The 24,597-nt window shown below is 74.0% G+C and carries 28 protein-coding genes; 13 read left to right on the top strand and 15 right to left on the bottom strand.

Translation table 11 applies throughout. The features are described 5' to 3' along the window. Position 1 precedes the first annotated feature (1 nt). Entirely contained in the window at positions 2-397 is a 396-nt protein-coding gene (locus ACY1JF_RS24515; RefSeq protein WP_462707396.1) for a helix-turn-helix domain-containing protein, read from the bottom strand. 290 nt (positions 398-687) lie between these two features. Between ACY1JF_RS24515 and ACY1JF_RS24510 the strand changes: the two genes are divergently transcribed. Further along, positions 688-1,503 carry a SigB/SigF/SigG family RNA polymerase sigma factor gene (locus tag ACY1JF_RS24510; RefSeq protein ID WP_462707446.1) on the top strand — a complete coding sequence of 272 codons (816 nt, stop codon included), beginning with the start codon at positions 688-690 and terminating at the stop codon, positions 1,501-1,503. A 126-nt stretch (positions 1,504-1,629) separates the two neighbouring features. Here ACY1JF_RS24510 and ACY1JF_RS24505 read toward each other — a convergent pair whose 3' ends face one another. Then, positions 1,630-2,082, bottom strand: coding sequence for an ATP-binding protein (locus ACY1JF_RS24505; RefSeq protein ID WP_215167157.1), 453 nt, complete (start codon positions 2,080-2,082; stop codon positions 1,630-1,632). 180 nt (positions 2,083-2,262) lie between these two features. Here ACY1JF_RS24505 and ACY1JF_RS24500 point away from each other — a divergent pair, with 180 nt between their 5' ends. The 4 genes from ACY1JF_RS24500 (at position 2,263) to ACY1JF_RS24485 (ending at position 5,114) form a co-directional block, all read left to right on the top strand. Beyond that, positions 2,263-2,409, top strand: a complete 147-nt coding sequence (locus ACY1JF_RS24500) for a hypothetical protein (protein ID WP_462707395.1) — start codon at positions 2,263-2,265, stop codon at positions 2,407-2,409. Next, complete coding sequence (locus ACY1JF_RS24495) at positions 2,406-2,993, top strand: PRC-barrel domain-containing protein (protein WP_462707394.1); 588 nt, start codon at positions 2,406-2,408, stop codon at positions 2,991-2,993. Before ACY1JF_RS24500 ends, ACY1JF_RS24495 begins: the two co-directional genes overlap by 4 nt. After that, positions 2,990-3,406: a PRC-barrel domain-containing protein gene (locus tag ACY1JF_RS24490; RefSeq protein WP_462707393.1), complete on the top strand. Its 417-nt coding sequence runs from the start codon at positions 2,990-2,992 to the stop codon at positions 3,404-3,406. The genes ACY1JF_RS24495 and ACY1JF_RS24490 overlap by 4 nt, the downstream gene beginning before the upstream one ends. 430 nt (positions 3,407-3,836) lie before the next feature. After that, positions 3,837-5,114, top strand: coding sequence for a streptophobe family protein (locus tag ACY1JF_RS24485; protein WP_462707392.1), 1,278 nt, complete (start codon positions 3,837-3,839; stop codon positions 5,112-5,114). On the opposite strand, the gene ACY1JF_RS24480 is transcribed toward ACY1JF_RS24485, so the two are convergent. Next, on the bottom strand, positions 5,078-5,563 hold the full coding sequence (locus ACY1JF_RS24480; protein WP_462707391.1) for a carboxymuconolactone decarboxylase family protein: 486 nt from the start codon (positions 5,561-5,563) through the stop codon (positions 5,078-5,080). The genes ACY1JF_RS24485 and ACY1JF_RS24480 overlap by 37 nt on opposite strands. 137 nt (positions 5,564-5,700) lie before the next feature. Between ACY1JF_RS24480 and ACY1JF_RS24475 the strand changes: the two genes are divergently transcribed. Beyond that, positions 5,701-6,594, top strand: a complete 894-nt coding sequence (locus ACY1JF_RS24475) for an RNA polymerase sigma-70 factor (RefSeq protein WP_462707390.1) — start codon at positions 5,701-5,703, stop codon at positions 6,592-6,594. A gap of 6 nt (positions 6,595-6,600) precedes the next feature. Here ACY1JF_RS24475 and ACY1JF_RS24470 read toward each other — a convergent pair whose 3' ends face one another. Both ACY1JF_RS24470 and mgrA read right to left on the bottom strand, forming a co-directional pair. Continuing rightward, on the bottom strand, positions 6,601-7,011 hold the full coding sequence (locus ACY1JF_RS24470; RefSeq protein ID WP_215167151.1) for a hypothetical protein: 411 nt from the start codon (positions 7,009-7,011) through the stop codon (positions 6,601-6,603). A 164-nt stretch (positions 7,012-7,175) separates the two neighbouring features. Then, on the bottom strand, positions 7,176-8,168 hold the full coding sequence (mgrA, locus tag ACY1JF_RS24465; RefSeq protein ID WP_462707389.1) for an L-glyceraldehyde 3-phosphate reductase: 993 nt from the start codon (positions 8,166-8,168) through the stop codon (positions 7,176-7,178). 111 nt (positions 8,169-8,279) lie between these two features. Between mgrA and ACY1JF_RS24460 the strand changes: the two genes are divergently transcribed. Together ACY1JF_RS24460 and ACY1JF_RS24455 are read left to right on the top strand one after the other, a co-directional pair. After that, entirely contained in the window at positions 8,280-9,164 is an 885-nt protein-coding gene (locus ACY1JF_RS24460; RefSeq protein WP_462707388.1) for a LysR family transcriptional regulator, read from the top strand. Positions 9,165-9,189: 25 nt separating this feature from the next. Next, a complete protein-coding gene (locus ACY1JF_RS24455; protein ID WP_462707387.1) occupies positions 9,190-9,705 on the top strand; it encodes a mycothiol transferase in 516 nt (171 codons plus the stop codon). On the opposite strand, the gene ACY1JF_RS24450 is transcribed toward ACY1JF_RS24455, so the two are convergent. The 5 genes from ACY1JF_RS24450 to ACY1JF_RS24430 all read right to left on the bottom strand — a co-directional run bounded on the left by ACY1JF_RS24450 (position 9,669) and on the right by ACY1JF_RS24430 (position 13,449). Then, entirely contained in the window at positions 9,669-10,760 is a 1,092-nt protein-coding gene (locus ACY1JF_RS24450; protein ID WP_462707386.1) for an adenosine deaminase, read from the bottom strand. The two genes, ACY1JF_RS24455 and ACY1JF_RS24450, sit on opposite strands and share 37 nt — an antisense overlap. Continuing rightward, positions 10,757-11,167 (bottom strand): VOC family protein, encoded by a 411-nt coding sequence (locus tag ACY1JF_RS24445; RefSeq protein WP_462707385.1) that lies wholly within the window; start codon positions 11,165-11,167, stop codon positions 10,757-10,759. The genes ACY1JF_RS24450 and ACY1JF_RS24445 overlap by 4 nt, the downstream gene beginning before the upstream one ends. Positions 11,168-11,262: 95 nt before the next feature. After that, positions 11,263-12,147, bottom strand: a complete 885-nt coding sequence (locus tag ACY1JF_RS24440) for an aldo/keto reductase (RefSeq protein ID WP_462707384.1) — start codon at positions 12,145-12,147, stop codon at positions 11,263-11,265. 33 nt (positions 12,148-12,180) lie between these two features. Then, entirely contained in the window at positions 12,181-13,068 is an 888-nt protein-coding gene (locus ACY1JF_RS24435; RefSeq protein ID WP_462707383.1) for a glycoside hydrolase family 19 protein, read from the bottom strand. A gap of 213 nt (positions 13,069-13,281) precedes the next feature. Then, a complete protein-coding gene (locus tag ACY1JF_RS24430; RefSeq protein WP_462707382.1) occupies positions 13,282-13,449 on the bottom strand; it encodes a hypothetical protein in 168 nt (55 codons plus the stop codon). A gap of 235 nt (positions 13,450-13,684) precedes the next feature. Between ACY1JF_RS24430 and ACY1JF_RS24425 the strand changes: the two genes are divergently transcribed. The 4 genes from ACY1JF_RS24425 to ACY1JF_RS24410 all read left to right on the top strand — a co-directional run bounded on the left by ACY1JF_RS24425 (position 13,685) and on the right by ACY1JF_RS24410 (position 18,230). Continuing rightward, positions 13,685-14,134, top strand: a complete 450-nt coding sequence (locus tag ACY1JF_RS24425; protein WP_462707381.1) for an SPW repeat protein — start codon at positions 13,685-13,687, stop codon at positions 14,132-14,134. Between the two features lie 156 nt (positions 14,135-14,290). Then, a complete protein-coding gene (locus tag ACY1JF_RS24420; RefSeq protein ID WP_462707380.1) occupies positions 14,291-14,554 on the top strand; it encodes a GlsB/YeaQ/YmgE family stress response membrane protein in 264 nt (87 codons plus the stop codon). A gap of 446 nt (positions 14,555-15,000) precedes the next feature. Further along, positions 15,001-16,599: an alpha/beta hydrolase gene (locus tag ACY1JF_RS24415; RefSeq protein ID WP_462707379.1), complete on the top strand. Its 1,599-nt coding sequence runs from the start codon at positions 15,001-15,003 to the stop codon at positions 16,597-16,599. Between the two features lie 299 nt (positions 16,600-16,898). After that, positions 16,899-18,230 carry a PAS domain-containing protein gene (locus tag ACY1JF_RS24410; protein ID WP_462707378.1) on the top strand — a complete coding sequence of 444 codons (1,332 nt, stop codon included), beginning with the start codon at positions 16,899-16,901 and terminating at the stop codon, positions 18,228-18,230. Positions 18,231-18,245: 15 nt separating this feature from the next. Here the strand turns inward: ACY1JF_RS24410 and ACY1JF_RS24405 are convergent, their stop codons facing one another. Next, entirely contained in the window at positions 18,246-19,748 is a 1,503-nt protein-coding gene (locus ACY1JF_RS24405) for a DNA-binding protein NsdB (RefSeq protein ID WP_462707377.1), read from the bottom strand. A 337-nt stretch (positions 19,749-20,085) separates the two neighbouring features. On the opposite strand from ACY1JF_RS24405, the gene ACY1JF_RS24400 reads away from it, so the two are divergent. Next, on the top strand, positions 20,086-21,210 hold the full coding sequence (locus ACY1JF_RS24400; RefSeq protein ID WP_462707376.1) for an aminoglycoside phosphotransferase family protein: 1,125 nt from the start codon (positions 20,086-20,088) through the stop codon (positions 21,208-21,210). 692 nt (positions 21,211-21,902) lie between these two features. On the opposite strand, the gene ACY1JF_RS24395 is transcribed toward ACY1JF_RS24400, so the two are convergent. The 4 genes from ACY1JF_RS24395 to ACY1JF_RS24380 all read right to left on the bottom strand — a co-directional run bounded on the left by ACY1JF_RS24395 (position 21,903) and on the right by ACY1JF_RS24380 (position 24,132). Then, the gene (locus ACY1JF_RS24395; RefSeq protein WP_215167132.1) at positions 21,903-22,400 is read right to left on the bottom strand and encodes a hypothetical protein; all 498 of its coding nucleotides are present in this window, start codon (positions 22,398-22,400) and stop codon (positions 21,903-21,905) included. A gap of 80 nt (positions 22,401-22,480) precedes the next feature. Continuing rightward, positions 22,481-23,389: a universal stress protein gene (locus tag ACY1JF_RS24390; RefSeq protein WP_462707375.1), complete on the bottom strand. Its 909-nt coding sequence runs from the start codon at positions 23,387-23,389 to the stop codon at positions 22,481-22,483. A 153-nt stretch (positions 23,390-23,542) separates the two neighbouring features. Then, positions 23,543-23,785 (bottom strand): DUF397 domain-containing protein, encoded by a 243-nt coding sequence (locus ACY1JF_RS24385; protein ID WP_403539839.1) that lies wholly within the window; start codon positions 23,783-23,785, stop codon positions 23,543-23,545. 155 nt (positions 23,786-23,940) lie between these two features. Then, positions 23,941-24,132, bottom strand: a complete 192-nt coding sequence (locus ACY1JF_RS24380) for a DUF2795 domain-containing protein (RefSeq protein ID WP_462707374.1) — start codon at positions 24,130-24,132, stop codon at positions 23,941-23,943. Positions 24,133-24,597 lie beyond the last annotated feature (465 nt).

Raw genomic sequence — 24,597 nt, 5'->3', positions numbered from 1 at the left:
GTCAGGCCGCCAGGCAGAGCCCGTCGGGGCGGGAACGGGTGCCGTCGTGGGCGGGAGCCGGGTGGCGGACCGTGCCCCGTACGAGTTCGCCGTGGGCCCGGGTCAGCAGATCGCCGAGGCCCAGACCGAGCGCCCGGGCGGCGGCGGCGAGCACCTCGGAGGATGCCTCCTTGCGACCGCGTTCCACCTCGGACAGGTACGGCATGGAGATCCGGGCCGCCTCCGCCACGTCCTTCAGCGTCCGCTCCTGGGCGAGGCGTTCACGCCGCAGGACGCCGCCGACCAGGTGGCGCCAGAGCGGCTCCCGGGAAGCGGGGGACCGGCGAGCGGCGGGCGGGGACCCGGTGCGCGGGCGCAGGGGGATGACACGGGCTTCGTCCGGTGTTCGGCTGCTCACCTTCCCAGCCTAGGGGCGACCGGCGGGAGAGGAAGGGGCACGCGTTCCGCCCTGGGGGAAACCGGGGCCCGCGCGCCGCGGTACCGCTTGTGCGTGGGCGGGCGGCGGCACGGATATCCTGGGCGGGCGGTACCGGGTCATCGGGGCGGCACGCGCCGGTCCGGCCCGGGTATCCGCACTCCGGACGGATGCAGGGAGGCGTCGAGACCGTGACTTTCGTGGCAGGGGCGACGGACACCGCCGCGGTCCGGCCGCGGGCACCGCGCGCCGGGAGGACCGCGGACGGCGCGTTGCCGCCGGGAGCGGTGGACGGCCGGTCCGTGGCGCCGCGTGACGCGCGGGAGCTGTCCCGGCAGTTCTTCCAGCGGCTGTCGGTCCTCGAGGAGGGGACGCGCGAGTACCAGTACGCGCGGGGCACCCTGATCGAGATGAACATGTCGCTGGTGCGGTTCGCCGCCGGCCGGTTCCGTGGCCGCGGCGACGACATGGAGGACGTCGTCCAGACCGGCATGATCGGCCTGATCAAGGCCATCGACCGGTTCGAGCTGTCGCGTGAGGTGGAGTTCACCTCCTTCGCGCTGCCGTACATCGTCGGCGAGATCAAGCGCTTCTTCCGGGACACCACCTGGGCGGTGCACGTGCCCAGGCGGCTCCAGGAACTCCGCGTCGAGCTGGCCAGGGCCCGTGAGGAACTGTCCAGCCGGCTGGACCGCGAGCCGACCGTCGCCGAGCTGGCCACGCTGATGAACCTCAGCACGGACCAGGTGATCGAGGCGCAGATCGCCGCCAACGGCTACCGCTGCTCGTCGCTGGACGCCGCGCTCACCGGCGACGGCCCCGAGAGCGGCGAGTCGGTCCTGGCCGACTTCATCGGCGTGGAGGAGGACGGGCTGCGGCTCGTCGAGGACCTCCACTCGCTGGCGCCGCTGATGGCCGGGCTCAGCGAGCGCGACCGGCAGATCCTGCACCTGCGGTTCGTGGAGGAGGTCACCCAGGCGGAGATCGGCGAGCGGCTCGGCTGCACGCAGATGCACGTCTCCCGGCTGATCAAGCGGATCATCGCCCGGCTGCGCGAGGGCATGCTGGGCGAGCTGGACCGCGTCTGAACATGGTGACGGGGCCCACGGCCGTGGGCCCCGTCACCATGTTCAGACGTATCCGTGTTCGTGCGGTTCCGCTTCGGGACCGTGCGCGTTCGTTCGGGTTCATCGAGTTCACCGGGCTCACCGGGCTCATTCGGTGAGGGGGACGACCGCGCGGACGCGTTTGCCGACCGGAACCCGTTCCACGACGAGTTCGCCGGCCAGCGCGTGCACGATCTCCAGGCCGTGCCGGCCGACCCGCTCCGGGTCACGGGGAAAGCGTTTGGGCAGCGCCGCGCTGCTGTCGTAGACGGAGACCGTCACCGACGTGTCCGTGCCCTCCAGTTCCAGGATGTAGGGGCCCTGGCTGTGCCGGTCGGCGTTGGTGACCAGTTCACTCACCACCAGGAGCACCGCTCCGTCGGCGGGGCGGCCGATCGTGGCGCACCACTCGGTCCTCAGCTGCTGGAGGAAGAGCGAGGCGAAGGAACGCGCCTCGGCGATGCATCCGGGCTCGCCGGTGTAATGTGCCGCCCGCCGTAGCGGTTCCACGGGCACGTCGAAACCAGTCGGTATCACTGCCCCGTCCAGATGGTCGATCATGCGTTTCTCTCTCGGAAGCCGGACTGGCCGGACGCTGCTGCACCAGTCCTGGTACCCCGCTGTCGGCCGTGCATGTCCCCTCATTCTGACTGCGGGAATTGTCACAGCCGCACGGGGCACCCGGTCCGTGACCGAAGCCGTCGCGCGGCGGCGGCCGGGGCGGACCGGCGGAGGTGGACCGTGGCCTGGTGGACGTGGCTCGTCGTGGTGGTCGCGGTGCCGGCCGCCGCACTGCTGTTGACGCTGGCCGTACAGGCCCGGCGGCGGGCCGGCACGGTCGTCGCGGTGCGGCCCGGGCGCCGGTCCGGCGGGAAGGGCGTGCGATGAACGAGCTGATGGCCGCGCGAAGTCTGACCACCCGGCCGGTGGTGACCTTGGGCGGCGACGCGCTGGCACAGGTCAAGGACACCGTCTTCGACGCGGAGGCCGGACGGATCACGGGTTTCACGCTCAGCGGGCGGGGCCTGCTGTCGGGCCCGCTGCGGCAGAGCCTGCCCTGGTCCGCGGTGCACGCGCTGGGCCACGACGCGGTGCTGGTCCGCGACCGGCGGGAGCTGGTGGAGACGGCCGCCGTGGTGGCCCGCCGGGAGGCGGCGCAGGGCCGGGTGCTGGGGGCGAGGGTGCTGACGGACACGGGCACCGACATCGGCACGGTGCTCGACGTGGTGGTGGAGGGCGGTCGCAGTGGCCGGGTGGCCGGCTTCCGGGTGGCCGCGAGCAAGTCGCTCGCGCCGGGGTCCCGACGCCGCCGGCGCCAGGTCTACGTGCCGCGCGGCGAGACCCTCGCCGTGTCCGGCCGGGCGCTCGTCCTGCCCGCGGACGCCGTCCGCCATGTCGTGGGAAGTCTCGGCGAACTGGCCGCCGCGACGGCCGGTGGCGTGCCGGGCCACCGCGGGGGGCCCTCGTCATGACGCTGTTCTCCGAGATACGGGGTCTGCCGGTCCTCACCCTGACCGACGCCGCGGAGCTGGGGACGGTGACGTCGCTGGCCCTCGACACCGGCTCGGGCGCGGTCACCCACCTCAGGCTCCGCGGCGGGCGAGCGCGCCGGGAGACGGTGCTGCCCTGGGCCGCGCTGCACGCCGTGGGACCGGACGCCGTCCTGGTGCGGTCGGCCGGCCCCGCCGGTCCGGTGCCGCCCCCGTACGACCCGGTGGGCAGCCGGGTGCTGACCGACGCGGGAGACGAACGGGGCACGGTCGGGGACATCGCCTTCGATCCGGGCACCGGCCGGGTGCTGACGGTGGTCACGCCCCTCGGGGACATCCCGGCGGACCGGTTGCTGGGCCTGGGCGACTACGCCCTGGTCGTCCGGGCCGACTGAGGCCGCGGCGGGCGGCGGACGGCTCCGTGCGTCCCGCTCCGCGGGCGAGGAGGGCAGACGGCTCCGTGCGTCCCGCTCCGCGGGCGAGGAGAGCGGACGGCTCCATGCGTCCCGCTCCGCGGGCGAGGAGAGCGGACGGCTCCATGCGTCCCGCTCCGCGGGCGAGGAGGGCAGACGGCTCCATGCGTCCCGCTCCGCGGGTGAGGAGAGCGGACGGCTCCATGCGTCCCGCTCCGCGGGTGAGGAGGGCAGACGGCTCCATGCGTCCCGCTCCGCGGGCGAGGAGAGCGGACGGCTCCATGCGCCTCGCCCACCGGGCGGAGAGGTCGGACGAATCCATACGCCCCCGACCACCGGGCGGAGACGACGGACGAATCCATACGCCCCCGCCCGGCGGGCGGGGGCGGCGGGTGCTGCTTAGCGTGGCGGGGTGAGTGTGCGCACCTCCTCCGGCTGCGGCTGGACAGCGGCGCTCGGCACGGTGCTGGCCGGGCTGGCCGCCTCCTTCCTTGTCGCCGCGCTCGGGCTGTGGGCGGCCGGGGCGGCCGGCCTGCCCGACGGTGCCTTCTGGCGGGTCGTGGCGGCGGTCGTCGTGACCGCGCTGGGCGGCACGGTGGAAGTGTCCGGGGACGCCGGGAACCTGGCCGGCACCGAGGCCGGGCTCACCGTGATGCCGCTGTCGGTGACGCTGGCCGGGGCGCTGGTGGTGGGGCGGCGGTTCCTCGGGCCGCTGCGCCGCCGCACCGTGGCCGACGGACCGGGGCTGGCGTGCTGGGCCGGCCGGATCGCCGTCCTGTGGCTGCTCGCCCTGGTCGCCCTGGCCCTCACCGCCCGGCACACGTTCGAGGTCTCCCTCGGCCAGGGGTGGCTGGACGACCTCGGCGACCTGTTCGGCCTCACCCCGACCGCCGGCTTCACCACGGACGTGCCGTCGACGGTGTTCTCCGGCCTGCTGTGGCTGGCGGGCGTACTCCTCGTGGCGCTGCTGGTGACGCGCGGGGCGCCGCTGTCCGGGAGGCTCGCGCGCTGCCGGTCGGCCGCGCGTCCGGCGGCGTACGCCATGGTCGCCCTGCTGCTCGCCTGCGTCGCGGTCGGCGTAGTCGTCGCGCTGGCCGTCGCGGCCACCCGGGGGCGTCCGGCGCAGACCCTCGCCGTGGTGCTGCTCGGGCTGCCCAACCTGGTGTGGCCCGCGCTCACCATCGGCATGGGCGGCACGTGGAACGGGCGGGTGGAGGGACCGTTCGGGCTGCCGTTGCCCCACGTCCTGGACGAGGTGCTGCGCACCCCGGACGTCTCGACCGTGAATCTGGAAACGCTCACCGGCCAGGACGGCCGGGCCTGGTGGCTGCTGGTCGCCGCCGCGGTGCTGCTGCCGGCCGCCGGGTGCCTACTGGTGGCGCGGTCCCCGGCCGGGACACCGGCCTGGCGCAACGCCGTGCGGATGGCCTGCGCGCTGGTGCCGACGGTGCTCGTGATCGGTCTGACCGGCCGGGTCTTCGCGCGGTACGGCCTGTCACTGCTGGGCATCGGCGACCTGGGCGGCCGGCTCTCCGGGGAGCTGTTCCTGCGGCCCCGGCTGTGGACCGTGATCGGCCTCGCTGCGGGCTGGGGACTGGCCGCCGGGTTCCTCGGCACGCTGATCGCACGCCTCGCAACCCGGCGGCGCGGAGGTCAGCCGAAGGCGGCGGCGAACGCTCCGGGCTCGTAGGAGCCGCCCTTCTGACGGGTGATCACGGCGAGCCGGTTGGCCGCGTTGATCAGCCCGACCAGGCAGACCAGCGCGGCGGTCCGGTCGTCGTCGTAGTGCTCGCGCACCAGCTCCCAGGTCTCGTCGGACACGCCCTGGTGGGCGTCGGCGAGCCGGGTGCCCTCCTCGGCCAGGGCCAGCGCGGCCCGTTCGGCCTCGGTGAAGACGGTGGACTCGCGCCAGGTGGCGACCAGGCTGAGCCGCACCACGCTCTCCCCGGCCGCCGCGGCCTCCTTGGCGTGCATGTCGACGCAGTGGCCGCAGCCGTTGATCTGACTGGCGCGCAGTGACACCAGTTCCTGTGTGGACCTCGGCAGGGGTGACTGGTGGAGCACCACCGCCGTGCCCGCGAACCGCTTGGCGAACTTGGCCGCGATCTCGTTCTCGAACAGGTCGAACTGGGCTTCCATGGTGTCGTCCTCACTCGTGTCCGGGCGTCGGATGCCCATAGGACGCCCGTGTTCCGTTCCGTGTGACAGGGCGGGAATGTGACGTGCGCCACCGGCCTGGGGTGTCACGGAACCTCCCCGGGCGGAGTCTCGGGTACATGACGACAGAACCCGACGATCAGGCCACCGAGGCGTTCGTCGCCCATCGCGACCTGCTGTTCACCGTGGCCTACGAGATGCTCGGCTCCGCCGCCGACGCGGAGGACGTGCTCCAGGAGACCTGGCTGCGGTGGGCGGGCGTCGATCTCGGCGAGGTGCGCGACCGGCGGGCCTACCTGGTCCGGATCACCGCCCGCCAGGCGCTGAGCCGGCTGCGGACGCTGGGCCGCCGCAAGGAGTCCTACGTCGGTTCCTGGCTTCCGGAGCCCCTGCTGACCACCCCGGACGTGGCCGAGGACGTCGAACTGGCCGACAGCGTCTCGATGGCCATGCTGCTGGTGCTGGAGACGCTGGCGCCCGTCGAACGGGCGGTGTTCGTGCTGCGCGAGGTGTTCGACCTGGGGTACGGGGAGATCGCCGACGCCGTCGGCAAGAGCCCGGCCGCGGTGCGGCAGACCGCGCACCGGGCCCGGGCCCACGTCGCGGCGCGCCGGCCGCGCGGGACCGTCTCCCCCGCCGACACCCGGGACGCGCTCGACGCGTTCCGGCGGGCGGTCGAGACGGGCGATCTGCAGGGACTGCTCGACGTCCTCGCACCGGACGTCGTGCTGCTGGGCGACGGCGGCGGGGTCCGGCAGGCCGTCCTGCGGCCCGTCGACGGCGCCGGCAAGGTGGCCCGGCTGCTGCTCGGCGCGCTGGGCCGGCTCACCGCCGAGGTCTCGCTGCGGCCGGCGGAGGTCAACGGCCACCCGGCGCTGGTCGTGCGGCTCGACGGCGGCCTGGACAGCGTGCTGGCGGTGCGCGTCGACGACGGTCTCGTCACCGGCCTGTACGCCGTGCGCAACCCCGAGAAGCTGTCGCGCATGGAGCGGGAGACGGTGCTGCGCCGGTGACGCCGGTCAGGCGACGGGCACCACCAGCGCCGGGCCGGTGCGCTGCATGCGCAGGGCGTCCACCGACTCGGCGAGCAGTTCGTACTCGGTGGTCTCGTCGCTGGTGGCGACCCGCACCAGCCGCCCGGCGGCCAGTTCCTCGCCGACCAGTTCCTGCTGCACGACATCGGCGCACCAGGCGCGCAGCGCCCGCGGGACGTCCGGGGCGTCGTCGGCGACCGGGGTCAGGGCGCCGCGCGGCAGGTGCGGCCGGTCGGGCTGCGGATCGAGCCGCTCGGCGATCCAGAAGGCGCGGTCGCGCAGCCACCACAGGGCGAGGGCGAGGGTGGGGGCCCGGTAAGTCCCCAGGGGGACGCCGATCCGCCGCCCGTCACAGACTCCGTACGCGGTGACATGGCACAGGAACTCGTCGTGCACGTCTCCCCTCCCCCGTCGCGTGCGTCGTGCGCTGTGGGCGAGGGCGCTGTCGCGTGGCGTGATGCGCCCTAAGAGTCGAGTATGTTCACCGCTGAACCACTGTCACCACGTCTTTCCGGCCAGAGTCTTGGCATATTCACAGCTTCGGCTGGCCGGAACCACCCCTATACCGCGACGAGTTCGTCGATCCGGGCCAGTTCGTCGGCGTCGAAGTCCAGGTTGCCGACGGCCGCGACGCTGTCCTCCAGCTGGGCCGGGCTGCTCGCGCCGACCAGCGCGGAGGTCACCCGGCCCCCGCGCAGCACCCAGGCCAGGGCCATCTGCGCCAGGGACTGGCCGCGCGACTTGGCGATCGCGTCGAGCGCGCGCAGCTTGGCGACCAGGTCCTCGGTGACCGCCTCCGAGTTCAGGAAGGGGCTGTCACTCGCCGCCCGCGAGTCCTGCGGGATGCCGTCGAGGTAGCGGCCGGTCAACAGGCCCTGCTCCAGCGGGGAGTAGGCGATGGAGCCCACCCGCAGCTCGTCGAGCGCGTCCAGCAGGCCCTCGCTCTCCGGGCGGCGGTCGAGCATCGAGTAGCGCGGCTGGTGGATCAGCAGCGGCGTGCCGAGGTCGGCGAGGATGCGCGCGGCCTCGCGCGTCTGCTCCGCCGAGTAGTTGGAGACGCCGACGTACAGCGCCTTGCCCTGCCGCACCGCCGAGTGCAGGGCGCCCATCGTCTCCTCGAGGGGCGTGTCCGGGTCGGGGCGGTGCGAGTAGAAGATGTCGACGTACTCCAGGCCCATCCGCTTCAGGCTCTGGTCGAGGGAGGAGAGCAGGTACTTGCGCGAACCCCATTCGCCGTAGGGGCCGGGCCACATCAGGTAACCGGCCTTGGTGGAGATCACCAGTTCGTCGCGGTACGGCGCGAAGTCGGCCCGCAGCGCCTCACCGAGGGCGGACTCGGCGGCGCCGGGCGGCGGGCCGTAGTTGTTGGCCAGGTCGAAGTGGGTGACACCGAGGTCGAAGGCGCGGCGCAGGATGGCGCGCTGGGTCTCCACCGGGCGGTCCGGGCCGAAGTTGTGCCACAGGCCGAGCGAGAGCGCGGGGAGCTTCAGGCCGCTGCGTCCGGTGCGCCGGTAGGGCAGGGTCGCGTAGCGGTCGGGGTGTGCGGTGTACAACGCGTCTCCAGGAGGATCGGTACGACGGGACCGGCTCCCACTCTCGCGCCCCTCTTGGCGAGTGGTCCAACAGGAGAATCCGATGGGATTCAGCGACTACGCTTCTCAGTCGTGGAACTACGCCATCTCCAGCACTTCGTCGCGGTCGCCGAGGACCAGCACTTCACCCGGGCGGCGGAGCGCCTGGTCGTCTCCCAGTCGGGCCTGTCGGCGTCCATCCGGGCGCTGGAACGGGAGCTGCGGGCGCCGCTGTTCGTGCGGACCACCCGCCGGGTGACGCTCACCGAGGCCGGACGGGCGCTGCTGGGCGAGGCGCAGCGCGTCCTGGCGCAGGTGCGGGCGGCGCACGAGGCGGTCGCCGCGGTGCAGGGCGTGCTGCGCGGCACGCTGTCGGTGGGCACCGAGCAGTGCATCGCCGGGGTGCCGGTGGCCGGGCTGCTGGCCGGTTTCCGCCGCCGTCACCCGGACGTGGAGATCCGGCTGCGGCAGACGGGCTCCGGCGAACTGGCGGAGGAGGTCGCCGCGGGCCGGCTGGACCTGGCCTTCGCCTACCGGATCCAGCCGGACAGCGACCGGCTGCGCTCGGTGGCGCTGTCGGCCGAGCCGATGACCGTGCTGTGCCACCCGGGCCACCGCCTCGCCGAACGGGGCGCGGTACTGGCCCCCCGCGACCTGGCCGACGAGGTCTTCGTCGACTTCCACCCGGACTGGGGGCCGCGCCGCGTCACCGACACCGCGTTCGCCGCGGCGGGCGTGCGGCGCACCGTCGCGCTGGAGGTCAACGACGTGCACGGGCTGCTCGACCTGATCGACGAGGACCTGGGCGTGGCCGTCGTACCGCGCCACTTCCGGCACAAGCGGGCGTCCCTCACCTGCCTGCCGCTGAAGGAGACCGACGACGTGCTGTACGAGACCGTGGCCCTGCTGCCGCCCCCGCAGGCCACCAGTCCGGCGGCCCGGGCGCTGATGGCGCTGCTGGAGACGAGGAGCGCCTGACGGGCTCGTGCGCCATGGTGGACGTATGCATGCCAAGGACATCCTCATCGAGGGCTACGGCCGCGTCCGGGAAGAGGTCCACGCCGCCGTCGGCGGCCTCGGCCCCGACGGCCTGACCGCCCGCCCCTTTCCCGACACCAACTCCGTCGCCTGGCTGCTCTGGCACCTGACCCGGGTCCAGGACGACCACGTCGCGGACGCCTTCGGCCTGGACCAGGTGTGGCTGGCCCAGGGCTGGGAGAAGCGCTTCGGCCTCGGCCTGCCCACCCGGGACACCGGGTACGGGCACAGCCCCGCGCAGGTCGCGAAGGTACGGGTGGACTCGGCGGACCTGCTGACCGGCTACTACGACGCCGTGCACGAGCAGACGCTCGGCGCCCTGCGCTCCCTGACCGACCGGGACCTGGAGCGCGTGGTGGACGAGAGCTGGGACCCGCCGGTCACCCTGGCCGTCCGGCTGGTCAGCGTCCTGTCCGACGACCTCCAGCACGCGGGGCAGGCCGCCTACGCGCGCGGGCTGCTGCAGAGCACGGCGTCGTAACCGGGCAGCACCACGTCCTCGATCAGGGCGTTGCGCTCGTCGAACGGGATGAAGGCGCTCTTGAGGGCGTTCACCGTGACCGTGCGCAGGTCCTCGGCCGTCCAGCCCGCCTGCTCCACCAGCAGGGACATCTCCCGGGTCATCGTCGTGCCCGAGACGAGGCGGTTGTCGGTGTTGAGGGTGACCCGGAAGCCGAGGTCCTTCAGCGCGGTGATCGGGTGCTCGGCGATGGAGGCCGCGGCGCCGGTCTGGAGGTTGGAGGTGGGGCACATCTCCAGGGCGATCCGGCGGTCCCGCACCCAGCCGGCCAGGCGGCCCAGCTTGCCGGCCGCGAGGTCGGGGATGTCGTCGGTGATGCGCACGCCGTGGCCGATGCGCTGGGCGCCGCACACCTGGACCGCCTGGTGGATGCTGGGCAGGCCGTACGCCTCTCCGGCGTGGATGGTGAACGGCACGTTCTCGCTGCGCAGGTGGGCGAAGGCGGCGAGGTGGTCGGCGGGCGGGAAGCCGTCCTCGGCGCCGGCGATGTCGAAGCCGACGACCCCGGCGTCCCGGAAGGCGACCGCGAGGTCGGCGGCCTCGCGGACGCGGTCGAACATCCGCATCCCGCACAGCAGGGTGCCCACCCGGACGGGCGTGCCGGCCGCCTCGGCCTTCGCCATGCCGGCGGCCAGCCCTTCCTGGACGGTCTCGACGACCTCGGGCAGGGTCAGCCCGCCCCGCAGCATCAGCTCGGGGGCGTAGCGCACCTCGGCGTAGACCACGCCGTCCGCGGCGAGGTCGAGGACGTACTCCTCGGCGGCGCGCAGCAGGCCGGCGCGGCTCTGGAGCACGGCGAGGGTGTGTTCGAAGGTGGCTATGTAGCGCACCAGGTCACCGGAGTTCGCCGCCTCGTAGAACCAGGCGGCCAGTTCGTCGGGGTTGCCGGCGGGCAGGGTGTGGCCCGCCTCCCGGGCCAGTTCCACAACGGTGGCGGGGCGCAGGCCCCCGTCGAGGTGGTCGTGCAGCACGGCCTTGGGGAGCCGGCGGAGGGTGTCGGTGTCGAGCGTGGTCATGCGTCGGTGTCCTCGGGGGATGTGGTGGGCTGGAGCAGGTCCCAGCGGTTGCCGTACAGGTCCTGGAAGACCGCGACCGTGCCGTAGGGCTCGTGCCGGGGTTCCTCCAGGAAGGTCACGCCGGCCGCCGTCATACGGGCGTGGTCGCGGGCGAAGTCGTCGGTGTGCAGGAAGAAGCCGACGCGCCCGCCGGTCTGGTCACCGATCCGGGCGCGCTGCCGCTCCCCCCTGGCCCGGGCCAGCAGCAGCGCGGCGCCGCCCGCGGTGCCCGGCTCGACGACGACCCAGCGGGAGCCGTCGGGCCGGGGGGTGTCCTCGGCGAGGCGGAAGCCGAGGGCGCCGGTGTAGAAGCGGACGGCCTCGTCGTAGTCGTCGACGACGAGGGTGACCAGGGCGATACGGGGCATCGGGACCTCTCCGGGCGGGGTGAGGGGAGAGGTTAGTACGGATGACAGTTATACGTAAAACTGCCACCCGTACCACCCGCCGTCGGTCCTCCGTGTCAGCCGAGTCGGGCCAGGTCCTCCCCGGTGAGGCGCAGGGCGCCCGCGGCCACGTTCTCGGCGAGGTGGGCGGGGTCGCCGGTGCCGGGGACGGCGAGCACGTGCGGACCCTGGTGCAGGGTCCAGGCGATCCGGACCTGCGCGGGGCTCGCGCCGTGCGCCCGGGCGACCGCGTGGACGTCGGCGTCGTGGTCGGCGGCGGCCCGCTGAGGCCCGGCCTCGCCGGCGATGGCGTAGAACGGCACGAAGGCGATGCCCTGGTCGCGGCACAGGCGCACGAGTTCGTCGGTGGCGGGGTCGTGGAAGCCGAGGCCGTAGCGGTTCTGGACGCAGACGACCGGAGCGATGGCCTGCGCCTCGGCGAGGTGGCGCGGCTCGACGGCGGAGAGGCCGAGGTGGCGGATCAGGCCTGCCCGGCGGAGTTCGGCGAGGGCACCGAAGTGATCGGCGACCGAGTCCTGGCGCATGCGGCGCAGGTAGACGACGTCGAGGTGGTCGCGGCCGAGCTGGCGCAGGTTCTCCTCGACGTGGCCGCGCAGGTCCTCGGGGCGCGCGGAGGTGCCCCAGGCGCCGGACCAGTTCCGGAACGGGCCGACCTTGGCGGCGATCACCAGATCGTCGGGGTAGGGCGCCAGCGCGCTGTTGATCAACTCGTTGGCGGAGCGCAGGGAGGAGAAGTAGAAGGCGGCGGTGTCGATGTGGTTGACGCCGAGGTCGAACGCCCGGCGCAGCACGGTGAGGGACCGCTCGCGGTCGCCCGGCGCGCCGAGGTGGAAGGCGGCGCTGCCCGTCAGCCGCATCGCGCCGAGGCCGACGCGGCGGACGGGCAGGTCACCGAGGGTCCAGGTGCCGGAGGCGTGGGCGGTGATCGTTTCCGAGGTCATCGGCGGACTCTGGCACACGCCCGGTGTCACGGATCAGCAGTACAGGTTGCCGCCCGGGTCGACCCCGAGGATCTGCGCGAAGCGCTGGTACGTGGTCACCCGGCTCTGCACCTGCGCGGGGTTGCCCCCGTCGCATTCCACGTAGCCGTTGATGGAGCGGATGGTCTGGCCGAAACCGGCACCGTTGACCATGGCGTTGTGCGGGGTCATGGTGCCGGGGCCGGTCTGGGTGTTCCAGTACCACAGGCCCGTCTTCCAGGCCACGGCCGCGTCGTTCTGCACCAGCCAGGGGTTGTTGAGCAGGTCGATGCCGAGGGCGTCGCCCGCGGCCTTGTAGTTGTAGTTCCAGCTGAGCTGGACGGGACCGCGCCCGTAGTAGGCCGCCTGCCCCGCCGGACAGCCGTAGGAGCGGCTCCAGTCGCAGTAGTGCGCGTAGTTGGAGGTGTCCTGCTCGACGATGTGCACCAGTCCGCCGGTCTCGTGGCTGACGTTGGCGAGGAAGGCGGCGGCCTCCTGCTTCCTGACGGTGTCGCCGCCGGTGGTGGCGAAGCCGGGGTAGGCGCTGAGCGCGGCGGTGAGCCCGCCGTAGGTGTAGAACCCGTTCCGGCTCGGGAACATCTGGTTGAACTGGGCCTCGGAGACCACGAAGTTCCCGACCGGTGTGGAGCCGCCGTCGCAGGCGTACGGCTCCCAGTACCAGGTGCTGATGACCGGGTCGTAGCCCGGGTTGGCGTGTTCGGCGATGTACGCCTTGCCGTCGGTGTAGCGGACGATGTCACCGGCGGCGTACGACGTGCCCGCCACCCAGCTCGGATAGCTCGAACAGGCGGCGGCGGACGCCTGGGTGGCCGGCATCAGCACGGGCACGGCGCCGGCGAGGGCGAGGACGGCCACGACCGCGGAGATACGACGTCTCGGCACGGGATCAACTCCTTGGCGGAGCACGGCCGTTGCCGACACGGGGCAGGGTGGAGCGCGCCCTGGGGACGGCCGTGGCGGAGGGGGTGGTCAGCACACTCAACCGCATTGGTATGTACCAGTCAAGGGTGCAGACCAGTCCCGCTTCACCGCCCCGGGCGTACGACACCCCGGCCGTCCCGCGCCCGCGTTCCGGCGGCTCGCGCCGCCGGCCGGTCAGTCGTCGTCGGACGTCGGCACGACGACGAGGAACGCGTCCGACTTCAGGTCCATGACGACCGTCGCGGGCTCACCCTGGGCCCGTCGCGCGGCGGCGAACTCCTCGGCCGGCCACGAACCGCGCGGAGCTCCCGCCGGAAATCGCTCCAAGACCTTCGCGTCCATAGCGGCAGACACCTCCAGGAGGGGAAACCGGTGACCGATCGGCTCGGCCGGGTACGTTCCGCCTGCCCGCGTTCGTTCCGCGCATACCCCCTCCCCTGTCACCCCCGGCCGCACGGCGGGAGCCCTTCGCCCACCACTACACATAAGAGCGACATAAGGAGCAGAATGGGAATGTTGCGACACTCATCGCATACCGCATCAGACGCGGACGGTCTGCCAGTCAAAGGAGACGACCATGGCCAACGTCTCGCACACCAGAGGCGACACCAGAAGCGACATAAGCAGCCACCCCGACGCCCCGGAGATGCGGGCCCGGTACGACCGCGTGCTCGGCGGCCGGGACGTGGCACTCGTGGACGGGCCGGTCTTCCTGCTCGGCCTGTACTGCGCCGTGTCCCCCTGGATCCTCCACTTCACGACGAGCCAGCCCTCGCTGGTCGCCCACAACCTGATCGTGGGCATCGCGATCGCCCTGCTGGCCCTGGGGTTCACCCGGGCCCCGGAGCGCATGTACGGCCTCAGCGGAGCCATGTGCGCCATCGGCGTGTGGATGATCATCTCACCGTGGATCGTGGGTTCCTCCCCCGACACCGGAGTCGTCTGGAACAACATCATCATCGGCGCCCTGACCCTGATGCTGGGAACGGTCTGCCTCGCTACGGCGGCGAAGAGCGCCAAGCCCTAGCCGATCCAAAACCCCGACGGGCCGGTCCGCACCGCGCGGACCGGCCCGCCGCGTGTCCGGGTGCCGGCCGCGCGCTCCGGCGCCGGCCGGACGGGACTGTGTCCGTTCCCAGCGGGCAGACGCCCGGTGCGGAAGTCTTGACAGAAAGAGGCGGAGATGGAAGTCGACGGCATCATCAGCGCGATCGTGATCGGCATCGTCATCGGTGTCCTGGGACGCCTCGTGGTCCCGGGCCGCCAGCGCATCGGTGTTCTGTGGACCATCCTCGTGGGCATCGTGGCCGCGCTGATCGGCTCCGCGATCGCCGGCGCGTTCGGCGTGGCGGACACCGGCGGCGTGGACTGGGTCGAGTGGCTCATCCAGATCGGGCTGGCCGCGCTCGGCGTGGTCGCGCTGGACCGGGCGAAGGCACGACGCTGACGGCACAGCCGAGGACGCGCGAACGGCGACGGCACCCCCCACCGCGGGCGGCGCACCGGACCATCCGGAGCACCGCCCGCGCCGCTCTGACCGGGGTGGTCCGGTCGCTCCGGGGAGGGGCCAAACGCCATGGCCGCGCGGGACACCGCGCTGTCCCGTCCGCGCCGGCGCGCGGAGCCGGCCGCCGAAGCGCTGGGGGCCGGGACCGAGCCGTTCCGTCCGGCGCCGGTGAGCGGGGACGGCGCCGGGCCGGCCGGGGAGCACGGCCGGGGCGCGTTTGGTCCCCGCGGCCCGCCACCCCGAATGCGCGCTCGTCCGCTGGGCCGCGTCCCCCTCGCCGGCTCGGCGGGCCGCCCCGCCCGCCCGGAGGCGGGTCGTCACCGGCCCGCTTATGGTGAGCGAGGGCGCCGTTCTCCGGTCCCCGACGGGGCGCCCGGGAGGCATCGATGCTGGCCAAGCTGTCGGCCCGGCCCGCGGCCCTGCGCCGGGCGATACCCGCGGCCCTGGGCCTGTCCCTGCTGGGCGCGGGACTGCCCGCCGCCGCGGACCACTCCGCGGCCGACCGGCCCGGGCCCGGACTCTCCCGGTTCTACGACCAGCGGGTCACGTGGTCCGCCTGCGCGGGCCTGGACATGCCCGAGGACCTGCAGTGCGGGAAGGTCACGGTGCCCCTCGACTACGCCCGGCCGGAGAAGGAGACCCTCGACCTGGCCCTTGCCCGTTACCGGGCGACCGGCGAGCGCAAGGGCTCGGTGCTGCTGAACTTCGGCGGGCCGGGCGGCTCCGGCGTCAGCGAACTGTCCGCCGGCGGCGAGGACTTCATGCACCTCACCAACGGCTACGACGTCGTCTCCTTCGATCCGCGCGGCGTCGGCCGCTCCTCCCCGGTCAGCTGCGGCCCGGGCTCGGTCGAGATCGTGAAGGCGACCGACGGGGACGAGGGACTGAAGGACCCGCGAGGGGCGCTGGAGCGGCTGCGGAAGGCCGCGGTCCAGTGCACCGGGCACTCCGGGCCCGTGCTGTCCCACATGGGCACCGTGGACGCCGCCCGCGACCTGGACGTGATGCGCCGGGCGCTCGGTGACGACAAGCTCAACTACCTGGGCTTCTCCTACGGCACCCGGCTCGGCGCGGTGTACGCCGCGCGCTTCCCGCACCGGGTGGGCCGCCTGGTCCTGGACGGTGTGGACACCCTGACCGACTCCCTCACGGAACAGGGACTGGCGAGTGCGCGGGGACAGCAGACCGCGCTGGAGAACTTCCTCGACTGGTGCGTGCGGGACATCGCCTGCCCGTTCGGCACGGACAGCAGGGAGGCCCCCCGACAGGTCACGAAGCTCGTCGCGTCGCTCGACGACGAGCCGGTGCCCTCGGCCTTCGGTGCACCCTTCTCCGGGCAGGATCTCGTCGGCGCCCTCGGGGAGGCGCTCTACAGCCGGGAGCTGTGGCCCTCGCTGGAGCGGGCCGTCGCGCAACTGGTCGAGGACGGCGACTCGCGGCGCCTGGAGGGTTTCGTCCCCGGCGGGGTCGGCTTCCCCGTCCGGCAGGGCGCGGACGGCGGCCTCACCGACCCGCAGGACGTGCCGCTGGACAACCTCCCGGCGGCGCTGATGGCGGTCAACTGCGCCGACGACCCGGACCGCCCCACCGCCGGCCAGGTCGTCCGGTCCCTGGGCCGCCTGCGGGAACGGTACGAGCAGGCGTCGCCGGTCTTCGGCCGGTACCGGCTCACCCAGGTGCTGATGTGCTACGGCCGCCCCAAGGGCACCGACTACATCCGCGACCGGGTCAAGGACGTCGACACGCCGAAGATGCTGCTGGTCGGCACGCGCGGCGACCCGGCGACGCCGTACCACTGGGCGCAGGAGACGGCCGAGCGGCTGGGCCCCGCGGCCGTGGTCCTGGACAACAAGGGCGAGGGGCACACCGGGTACGCGTCCTCCGAGTGCGTGCACCGCAAGGTCGACGACTTCCTGCTGCACGGCTCCCTGCCGCCCGACGGCAGTTCCTGCGGGTCACGAAAGGACGAGGGGACGGGGCGCTGAGCCGTCGGCCGAGGACGAGTCCGGCGCCGTACGTCCCCGGCCAGGGGCGGGGCCCGGGCCGCGCCGCCCGCCGGTCCGCACCTCGGCTCCCGTAGCCGGTGTACGCGTCGGTCCACGGAAGGGTCATGGGAAGTGACCGGTCGAACCGCTCCCCCGGGACTATGGCATATGCCGCAGGCACCACCGTATCGTGTGTCGCCAAATCACTCACAGAGCGTCGCGGGCTGTGCGACAGTCAGTACGTTCCCGCGCCCGTCCCGTCCCCGCCTGGCCGTACCGTCTGCACACCGGAGTGCGTCATGCCGTCCCCTCTCCCCGCGGACCCTCCCTCCGCGCAGCCGCCGGAACACGGCTCGCTGGAGGCGTTGATCACGCAGACGCGGCGGCTCAAGGGCGAGGTGGACGCCGTACGGCGCGGTGCCCGCGGAAAGGGTGCGGACCCCCGGGGCCGCTGGCGACTCGCCCTCTACGACCTGGCCCTGCACCAGCTCGACGACCTCGACCAGCACTTGGCCCAGTTGCGGGACGGCCCGCCGCCCCGGACGGCGCCCGCCGGGTCCGCCGCCCGAACCGGTTCGCTGCTCAGCCGGGTCGGCAGCGCGGAGTGGAACCTGCTGACGGACGGGGCCGACTGGTCCCCGGAGCTGTACCGGATCCTCGGCCGCGACCCCGCCGCTGCCCCGCTCACCCTGGACGAACTGCCCTCCGTGGTCCTGGCGGAGGACCGGCCCACGCTGACCGCGATGGTCACCGGCTGCCTCGTCGACGCGCGGCCGATCAACGGCGAGTTCCGTGTCGTCCGGCCCGACGGCGCGGTACGGACGGTGCACATGCTGGGCGAGCCCGTCCTCGACGCCCACGGCAGCACCGCATCGATGTGGGCGGTGCTGCGCGACGTCAGCGAACTGCGCCGCAGCCAGCGGGCGGTGCACGACACCCGTGACTCCCTCCCCCTCCCCGCGGCCGGGCACCGGGTGCCGCCCCGGCCCCCGGCCGCGGGCGGGACGGTGCCGCCCCGCCCGTCCGGTCTCCCCCGGCTGTCCCGTGCGGCCGGTCTGGAGGTGGCCGTCGCGCTGCCGCCGGAGGCCGCCGGAGCGGCCGGCTCCCTGTGGGGCGACGCCTGCGAGACCGCCGAGGGCGTGACCTTCCTGAGCGCCGGCTCCCTCACCGGGCCCGGCCCGGACGGGACACCGGACACGGCGCTGCTGGCCGGCACCCTGCGCGGCATGGCGCTGGCCGGACTGGCCCCCGGAGCACTGCTCGACCGGCTCGGCCGGCTGCCCGGCGCCACCGCCCGGCCCGTGCTGGACGGCGTCCTGTGCTGTGTCTACCGGGCCGCCGACCGCACGCTGGTGTGGGCGCGCACCGGACGCCCCGCCCCGCTGCTCATGCGCGGCGGGACGGGGCGCGTGCTGGCTGCCGGGCGCGAGGAGACCCTCGAAGCCGGGGACCTGCTGCTCGTGCACACCGGGACGGCACCGGTCCACCGGCTCCTCGCCCTGGCCCCCCGTCTGGACGGGGCCGGCCCGGCACAGGACGCCGTACGGCTGGTGGCACGGGAGCTCGGCGCGGCGGAGCCGGCCGGACACCGGGACACCGGCTGCCTCCTGGCCGCCCGGGTGATGGCGTAGATGATCAGACGTGGGTCACGCGGAGGCGCTGTCGCCGGATTTCCCCTTCCCCCTCGGCTTCGGCAGCGCGAGCCTGATCTCCTCCCGCAGTTGCTGGATGTCCGGGTAGCTCGCGTACTCGGCGGTGAGCCGGTACATCTGGCGCAGCCGGTCCCAGGTGCGGTGGGAGGAGTTGGAACCCATCGCCATCAGGGCCAGCCGGGCGTAGCGGTCCGCCTGCTCCGGGTCGTCGGCGATGAAGCAGGCGGAGGCCATGGAGAGATGGTCGAAGATCTTCGACCGCCCGCGGGCCTCGGTCCGCAGGTCCAGCGCCTTCCCCGCGTAGTACTGGGCGTGTGCCGCCGCGCCCGGGTCGAACTCGGCCAGGGTGCGGTAGGCGAGCGCCGTCATGCCGTACAGGTCCTCCTCCGTGAAGAGCTGCATCCAGTCCGGCGGTTCGATGTCGTCGCGGTCGGAGACGAACAGGTCCTCGGCCTGGCCGAGGGTGCGGCGCATCGCCTGGCCCCTGCCCATCGACGCCTGCGCCCACGCCTCGATGGTGTGGAACATCGCCCGGGTGCGCGGCAGCAGCCGCTCCCCGGCACCGGACGTGGCGAGCTTCATCAGGTCCAGCGCGTCGTCGGGCCGGCCCAGGTGCACCATCTGACGGGCCGCCCGGGAGAGCGCCTCACCGGCCCGGGGCCGGTCACCGCCCTCACGCGCGGCGTGGGCGGCGATCAGGAAGTACTTCTGGGCCGTGGGTTCCAGGCCGACGTCGTGCGACATCCAGCCGGCCAGGACGGCGAGGTTGGCGGCGACGCCCCACAGGCGCCGCTGGAGATAGGGGGGGTGCCGGTAGGCGAGCATGCCGCCCACCTCGTTGAGCTGGCCCACCACCGCCTTGCGCTGGAGCCCGCCGCCGCGGGCGGCGTCCCAGGCGCGGAACACTTCGACCGAACGCTCCAGTTCCTCGATCTCCTGCGACCCGATGGGAGCGGCCTCGTAGCGGTCGAACCCGGCGGGGTCGGCGGTGTGCAGAGGACGGTCGAGGTCGGGAGCGTCGGCAGCCAGAGCAGGGTCGGTGTGCAGCCAGTCGTGCATGGCGCCGCTGAGTGCGGATCCCGCGGCGAGCGCGGCGCCCGCGCCCACCAAGCCGCGTCGGTTGAGCATGAGGTCCATTCCCGTGAATTCGGTGAGGACCGCGGCGGTCCGCCCGGGCGCCCACGGCACTCCGTCGGGATGTTCCTCGCTCCCGCCGCCCTGCCGTCTCCCAGCGCGCCCGTGCCGGACCAGACCGAGGTCCTCGATGGTCACGACACGGCCGAGACGCTCGGTGAACAGCACCGCCAGTACCCGCGGCACCGGATCGCGCGGGATCTCTCCCATGTCGATCCACCGCCGCACCCGCGAGGTGTCGGTCGCCAGCTGGGGGTGGCCCATGGCCGCCGCCTGCCGGTTGACCAGCCTCGCGAGTTCGCCCTTGGACCAGCCGGCCAGGCCGAACAGGTCCGAGAGCCGGGTGTTGGGTCGTCCGCTCACGTCAAGCCCCCAGGTTCTCGGCTGAGTTGACAGTAGCCTCGGACCAGTCGCCCGGCGACTATTCGCCAGGGTTCGCCAGGGTTCGCCAGATGGTGTGCCAGGGCCGGTCGGGTGTCAGGTAGGAACGCGTCACCCCGACTTGGCCGCCGCCGGAACACTCCCCAGGGTGACCCACGGCGGCCGGTCGGGCGGCGCCACCCACGTGCCGTGCGGGAACAGCACCGGCACACCGCGCATTCGCCGGCCCGGGCTGAACGGCTGGACAGGCAGTACAGCAGGCGGTCAGTGGCCGGCCCCAGGCATGCAGAGCAGGAACACGAAGGGATCTGTCTCGCCCATGTACGCAGCATCGTCCTCCGTGTCCGCCCCGCCCCGGTCGCCGCACGCCCGCCCGGCGGGCAGCGGTCCGTATCTGGCCCCTCCGCGACCGGCGGCCCCCGTCCTCGGCGCGGGTACGGCGCGGCGCGCCACCGGGCCCGGTGCTCCACCCCCCAGCGGGAGAATCGACTTGTCCGGCCCCCAGGGTGCCCAGCTCCGTACGGCGATCGCCGCCGTGCACCGGATCTGCCCGGAGTTCTCGCCGGTCCAGGTGCTGCGGCGCAGCGGACGGTCGGTCCTGCTGGTCGGTACCACGGGGCGCAACACGGCCGTCGCGAAGTGCCTCCTGGACCACTCCCCCGCCTGGGCGGAGCGGATCCGGCACGAAATAGCGGCCTACCGCACGTTCGTCCGGCACCGCCCGCCGGTGCGGGCGCCGAGGCTGATCGCGGCGGACCCGGACAACTGCACGCTCGTGATCGAGCGGATGCCGGGGCGGGTGGCCGCCGTGCAGCGGCACCCGATGGAGGCTCCGCCGCGGGCGGACATCAGGGCGGTGCTCGGCGCGCTCTGCCGGCTCAACGCCTGGCGTCCGCCGGCGGACGCCTTGGGGCAGCCCCTGAAGTACGCGGAGCGGATCTCCCGTTACCACGAACTGGGCCTGCTCACCGACCGGGACCTGGGCGACCTCCAGAAGCTGCTGCACGGCATCGCGCACGCGGCCGGGGGCCAGCCGATGGGCCAGTTCTGCCACGGCGACGCGCTGCTGTCGAACATCCTCATGTCACCGGCCGGTCCCGTGCTGGTGGACTGGGAGCACGCGGGCTGGTACCTGCCGGGCTACGACCTGGCGACACTGTGGTCGGTGCTCGGGGACGCGCCGGTGGCCCGGCGGCAGATCAGCCAGCTCGCCCAGTCGGGGGGTCCGGCCTCGCGGGACGCTTTCCTGGTCAACCTGATGCTGGTGCTGACCCGGGAGATCCGTACCTACGAGACGGCCGTGCAGCGTTCGATGCGCGACGCGGCGCCGGTGGCTCCGGGTGTCACGCCGTCGGGTGAGGAGCAGCGGCTGCTGCTGCGCCGGCTGCACGACGACTGCCAGCTGGCCCGCCGGGCCGTGCGGGCTGCGGTCGGCACGCGCTGAGCGCGAGGGGCCCAAAGGTCCGCGGTGTCTCCGCAGGGGCACGCCGCGGACCTCTTCGCGTGCCTGCCGCCCGGCACGGCCGGCGGTCCACTCCGCCGGCGCCGCCCCGGCCCGGGGGCCGCCCGGGAAGCCGGCTGTCCCCTCACTGACGTGGCGAGTCCTGTGGGAAGGGGCGTGACCGGCGTGTTGCCAAGCCGCCGGGCACCACGGGCGAAGGCCCGGCCCGCACACCCCGTCGGCGCCCCACGTCGCGGGAGGCTGCCCTGCGGGGACCCGCCCCGGCCCCGCTTCCCTCCCCGGCGTCCGCCGCGCGTGGGTACCGGCGCCGTACGAGGAGCTGGGGGACGGCGGCCACGCCCTGGGCTGAAGGCACGCCTCGCAGCGTGTGCGGTACCCCGCCGCGCCCGGCACCGAGGGCGCCCGGGACGGCGCGCTGGACATGGTGCGGCCCCGGCCCACGTGTCCTGGAACCACGCCCCGCGCTCCACCGGCGGCCGCATACCGAGCAGGTGAGGACGGGGGACGTGGCCCGGCACGCGGGCGGCCGGTACGCCGGCGCCGGCTCGGTTGGGCGGGGGCCCGAGGGGTTCCTGGCGCGGCCGGACGCCTGGTGCGCGGAGGCGATGCACCGGCGGTCAGCGCGGCCGGCGCAGTACCTGGCGAAGGAGTGCGCGGAGGTCGTGCGCTGCGCCTCAGCCTTGCTGGAACAGTTCCGCCGGGAGCGGCTTCAGCAGGGCGTAGAGGTCGTCGGTGATGGGGCGGTCCCAGGCGGCGATGGTCACCAGGACGTTGTCGCTGCGGTCGAACTGCACGCAGGAGATCCGGCTCTCGGAGAGCTTCAGGCGGCGCACGATCAGGAGGTTGTCGCCCTGCATCACGGGGGTGTCCTCGGTGCCGACGACGGTGACCTCCTCGTCGTTCTCCAGGGCCAGCAGCAACTGCGCCACCTCGAACGGGATCTCACCCTCGGGGACCTCGCGGGCCGGGGAGCCCTCCGGCAGATTGCCGATGATCATCGCGGGGCCGCGGCCGCCGAACAGGTCGTAGCGCAGGAAGACGCCCTGGCAGGTGCCGTCCGGCGCGGGCAGCAGACCGGCGCCCAGATTGCCGGGCCAGTCGCCCGGGTCCATGGCCAGTACGTCGAAGTCGGGCCCGGCGGGCGTGGCGCTGCGGCGGCGGAGGAACGACATGCCGCCCATGGTACGTGGTCGCGCCCGAGGCGCCCGGCGCCCTGGGCCGGACAGGGGGCCCGGGGGCCCGGGGGCGCGGGTCACTCCTTCGGTGGCGCGGGCGGCACCACCGCGACCGGGGCGGCGGCGTGCAGCAGCACGGCGTGGGCGACCGAGCCCATCATCCGGGCCGGTGCCAGCAGGCGCCGCCGGTGGCGGCCGACGACCACCAGGTCGGCGCCGGCGGAGGCGGCGACGAGGTTGCCGGCGGCGTCGCCCGGCACGACGTGGGTCTCGGCCCGGACGCCGGGGTGCCGTCCGCGGTGGGGTGCGAGCAGGCCGTCGGCGAGGACCCGGGTCTCGCTCGCCACGGCGACCTCGTCGATCACCGGGGCCACCGCCTGGCCGGGGGCCGTCATCCAGGTCTGCACCGGCCACGGGTAGGCGGCGACCGCCTGGAGGCGGGCGCCGCGCAGCGCGGCCTCGGTGAAGGCGAAGGCGAGCGTGGTCTCGTCGGGGCTGTCGACGTGCACTCCGACGACCACCCGGGGGCCGGGCTCGGCCGGGGCGGTGCCGTGGACCTCGCGGCCGGGACGGGGCACCACGACCACGGGGCACTCCGCGTCCCGGGCGGCCGCCAGCGAGCTGGAGCCGAGCAGGAGGCCGGTGAAGCCGCCGCGGCCCCGGGAGCCGAGCACCAGGAGCTGGGCCCCGGCGCCGAGTTGCGGCAGGGCCGCGGCGGGGACGCCGTCCGCGCCGACGTACTCGGCGGCCGGTCCGTCGTCCTGGTCGCGCAGCCGGGCGCGGGCCGCGTCGAGGACGGGGTCGTCGTCCGGGTCGGGCGGCGGAACGACGGCCACGGCCTCGGGCTGCGCCCAGGCGGCGTACTGCCGTACGTGCACCACCCGCAGGGGGGCGCCGCGCCTGCGGGCGGCGTCCCGGGCCCAGTCCAGGGCGCGCAGGCTCTCGTCCGAACCGTCGGTCGCGGCGATGACCGGCAGGGTGCTCATGGGTCCCTCACCTCCGGGGAGTACGGCCTTCTCCCTCCGGACCGGCCCGCTGGGGCGTGGTCCGGAAGGGGTGCTCAAGGTCGCGTGTCCGCGATAGCGCGCGGAACACCCCCTCCGGCGTGGCCGGCCGGCCCACCCGTGCCGCGGGGCGTCTCAGGTGAGGTCGAACTCCCCTTCCCGCGCTCCCGACACGAAGGCCCCCCACTCGTCAGGGGTGAAGATCAGGGAGGGGCTTTCCGGGCGGGCACTGTTGCGCATGGCGATGAACCCTTCGACGAAGGCGATCTGGACATCGCCCCGGCCGCGGCTGCTGGACTGCCAGTGCGCGTTGCTGAGGTCCAGCTCCGGCTTGTCCCAGCCGATGAGCGGGCGCTGGTGGGTGGTGGTCTCGGCCACGTCCGTGCTCCTCCCGGTTGCGTCGTCCGCGGGTCAGCCTAGCGATCGGGTCCGACCGCCAACAGGCCGTACGGGCGGGACCTTTCGGGAGGGCCGGTCCGTCGCGGGCGCGGACCGCCCGCCCGGTGCGCCGGGCCGGCCGGCCCGGCTGGCGCCTACTGGTCGAAGACGGCCTTCTGCACCTCGTTCGGCCCGTCGAAGCTGTCCTTGTCCAGTCCGTCGAGGCGGCTGACGACCTTGTCGTCGGCCTTGTTCTTGCGGGCGCGGTCGACGAGCGACTTCTTGTCCGCCGGGTAGTCCATGCCGCTGAGGGCCTTCTGCAGGTCGATGGGGCTGAGGTCGGCCATGGCGGCCTCCTTGTCCTACGGAACCACGGATACATGTGCGGATTGTCCGCTATGTCGCGGTACCCGGTCCGTCGCGGCGCATGCGCCCCTCAGCGCGTCGGGCTCTCCGGGACGGCCATCGCCGCGTTGTGCCCGGGTGTCCCGCTCGCCCCGCCGCCGTGGACCGCGCCGGCGCCGCCCAGCGGGACGTCCGGGTGCGGGGTCCGCACGCCCCGGCGGCCGGTGCCTTCCCGGGCGTACGGCCGGGGAGGCACATGCTGGAAGGTGGCACCGCCGGGCGGCCCGGGGCCGTGCCCAGGTCCGGCGGGGGCTTCGCCGCGACGCGGGGGCGGCCGTCCGCGCCGGTGGCCGGGCAGCCGGCGAGGGGCTCGGCCGGGTGGCGCCGAACCGGCCGGGCGCGCCGGGCAGCCGCGGCAGCAGCCTGCTCGCCTTGAGCCGCGCGCCCTCGGCGGGCGGCGGCGCAGG

This window comes from Streptomyces sp. SYSU D01066-1, assembly GCF_054956795.1.
The sequence above is the reverse complement of the archived record's forward strand: the minus strand, read 5'-3'. Positions and strand labels throughout refer to the sequence as shown.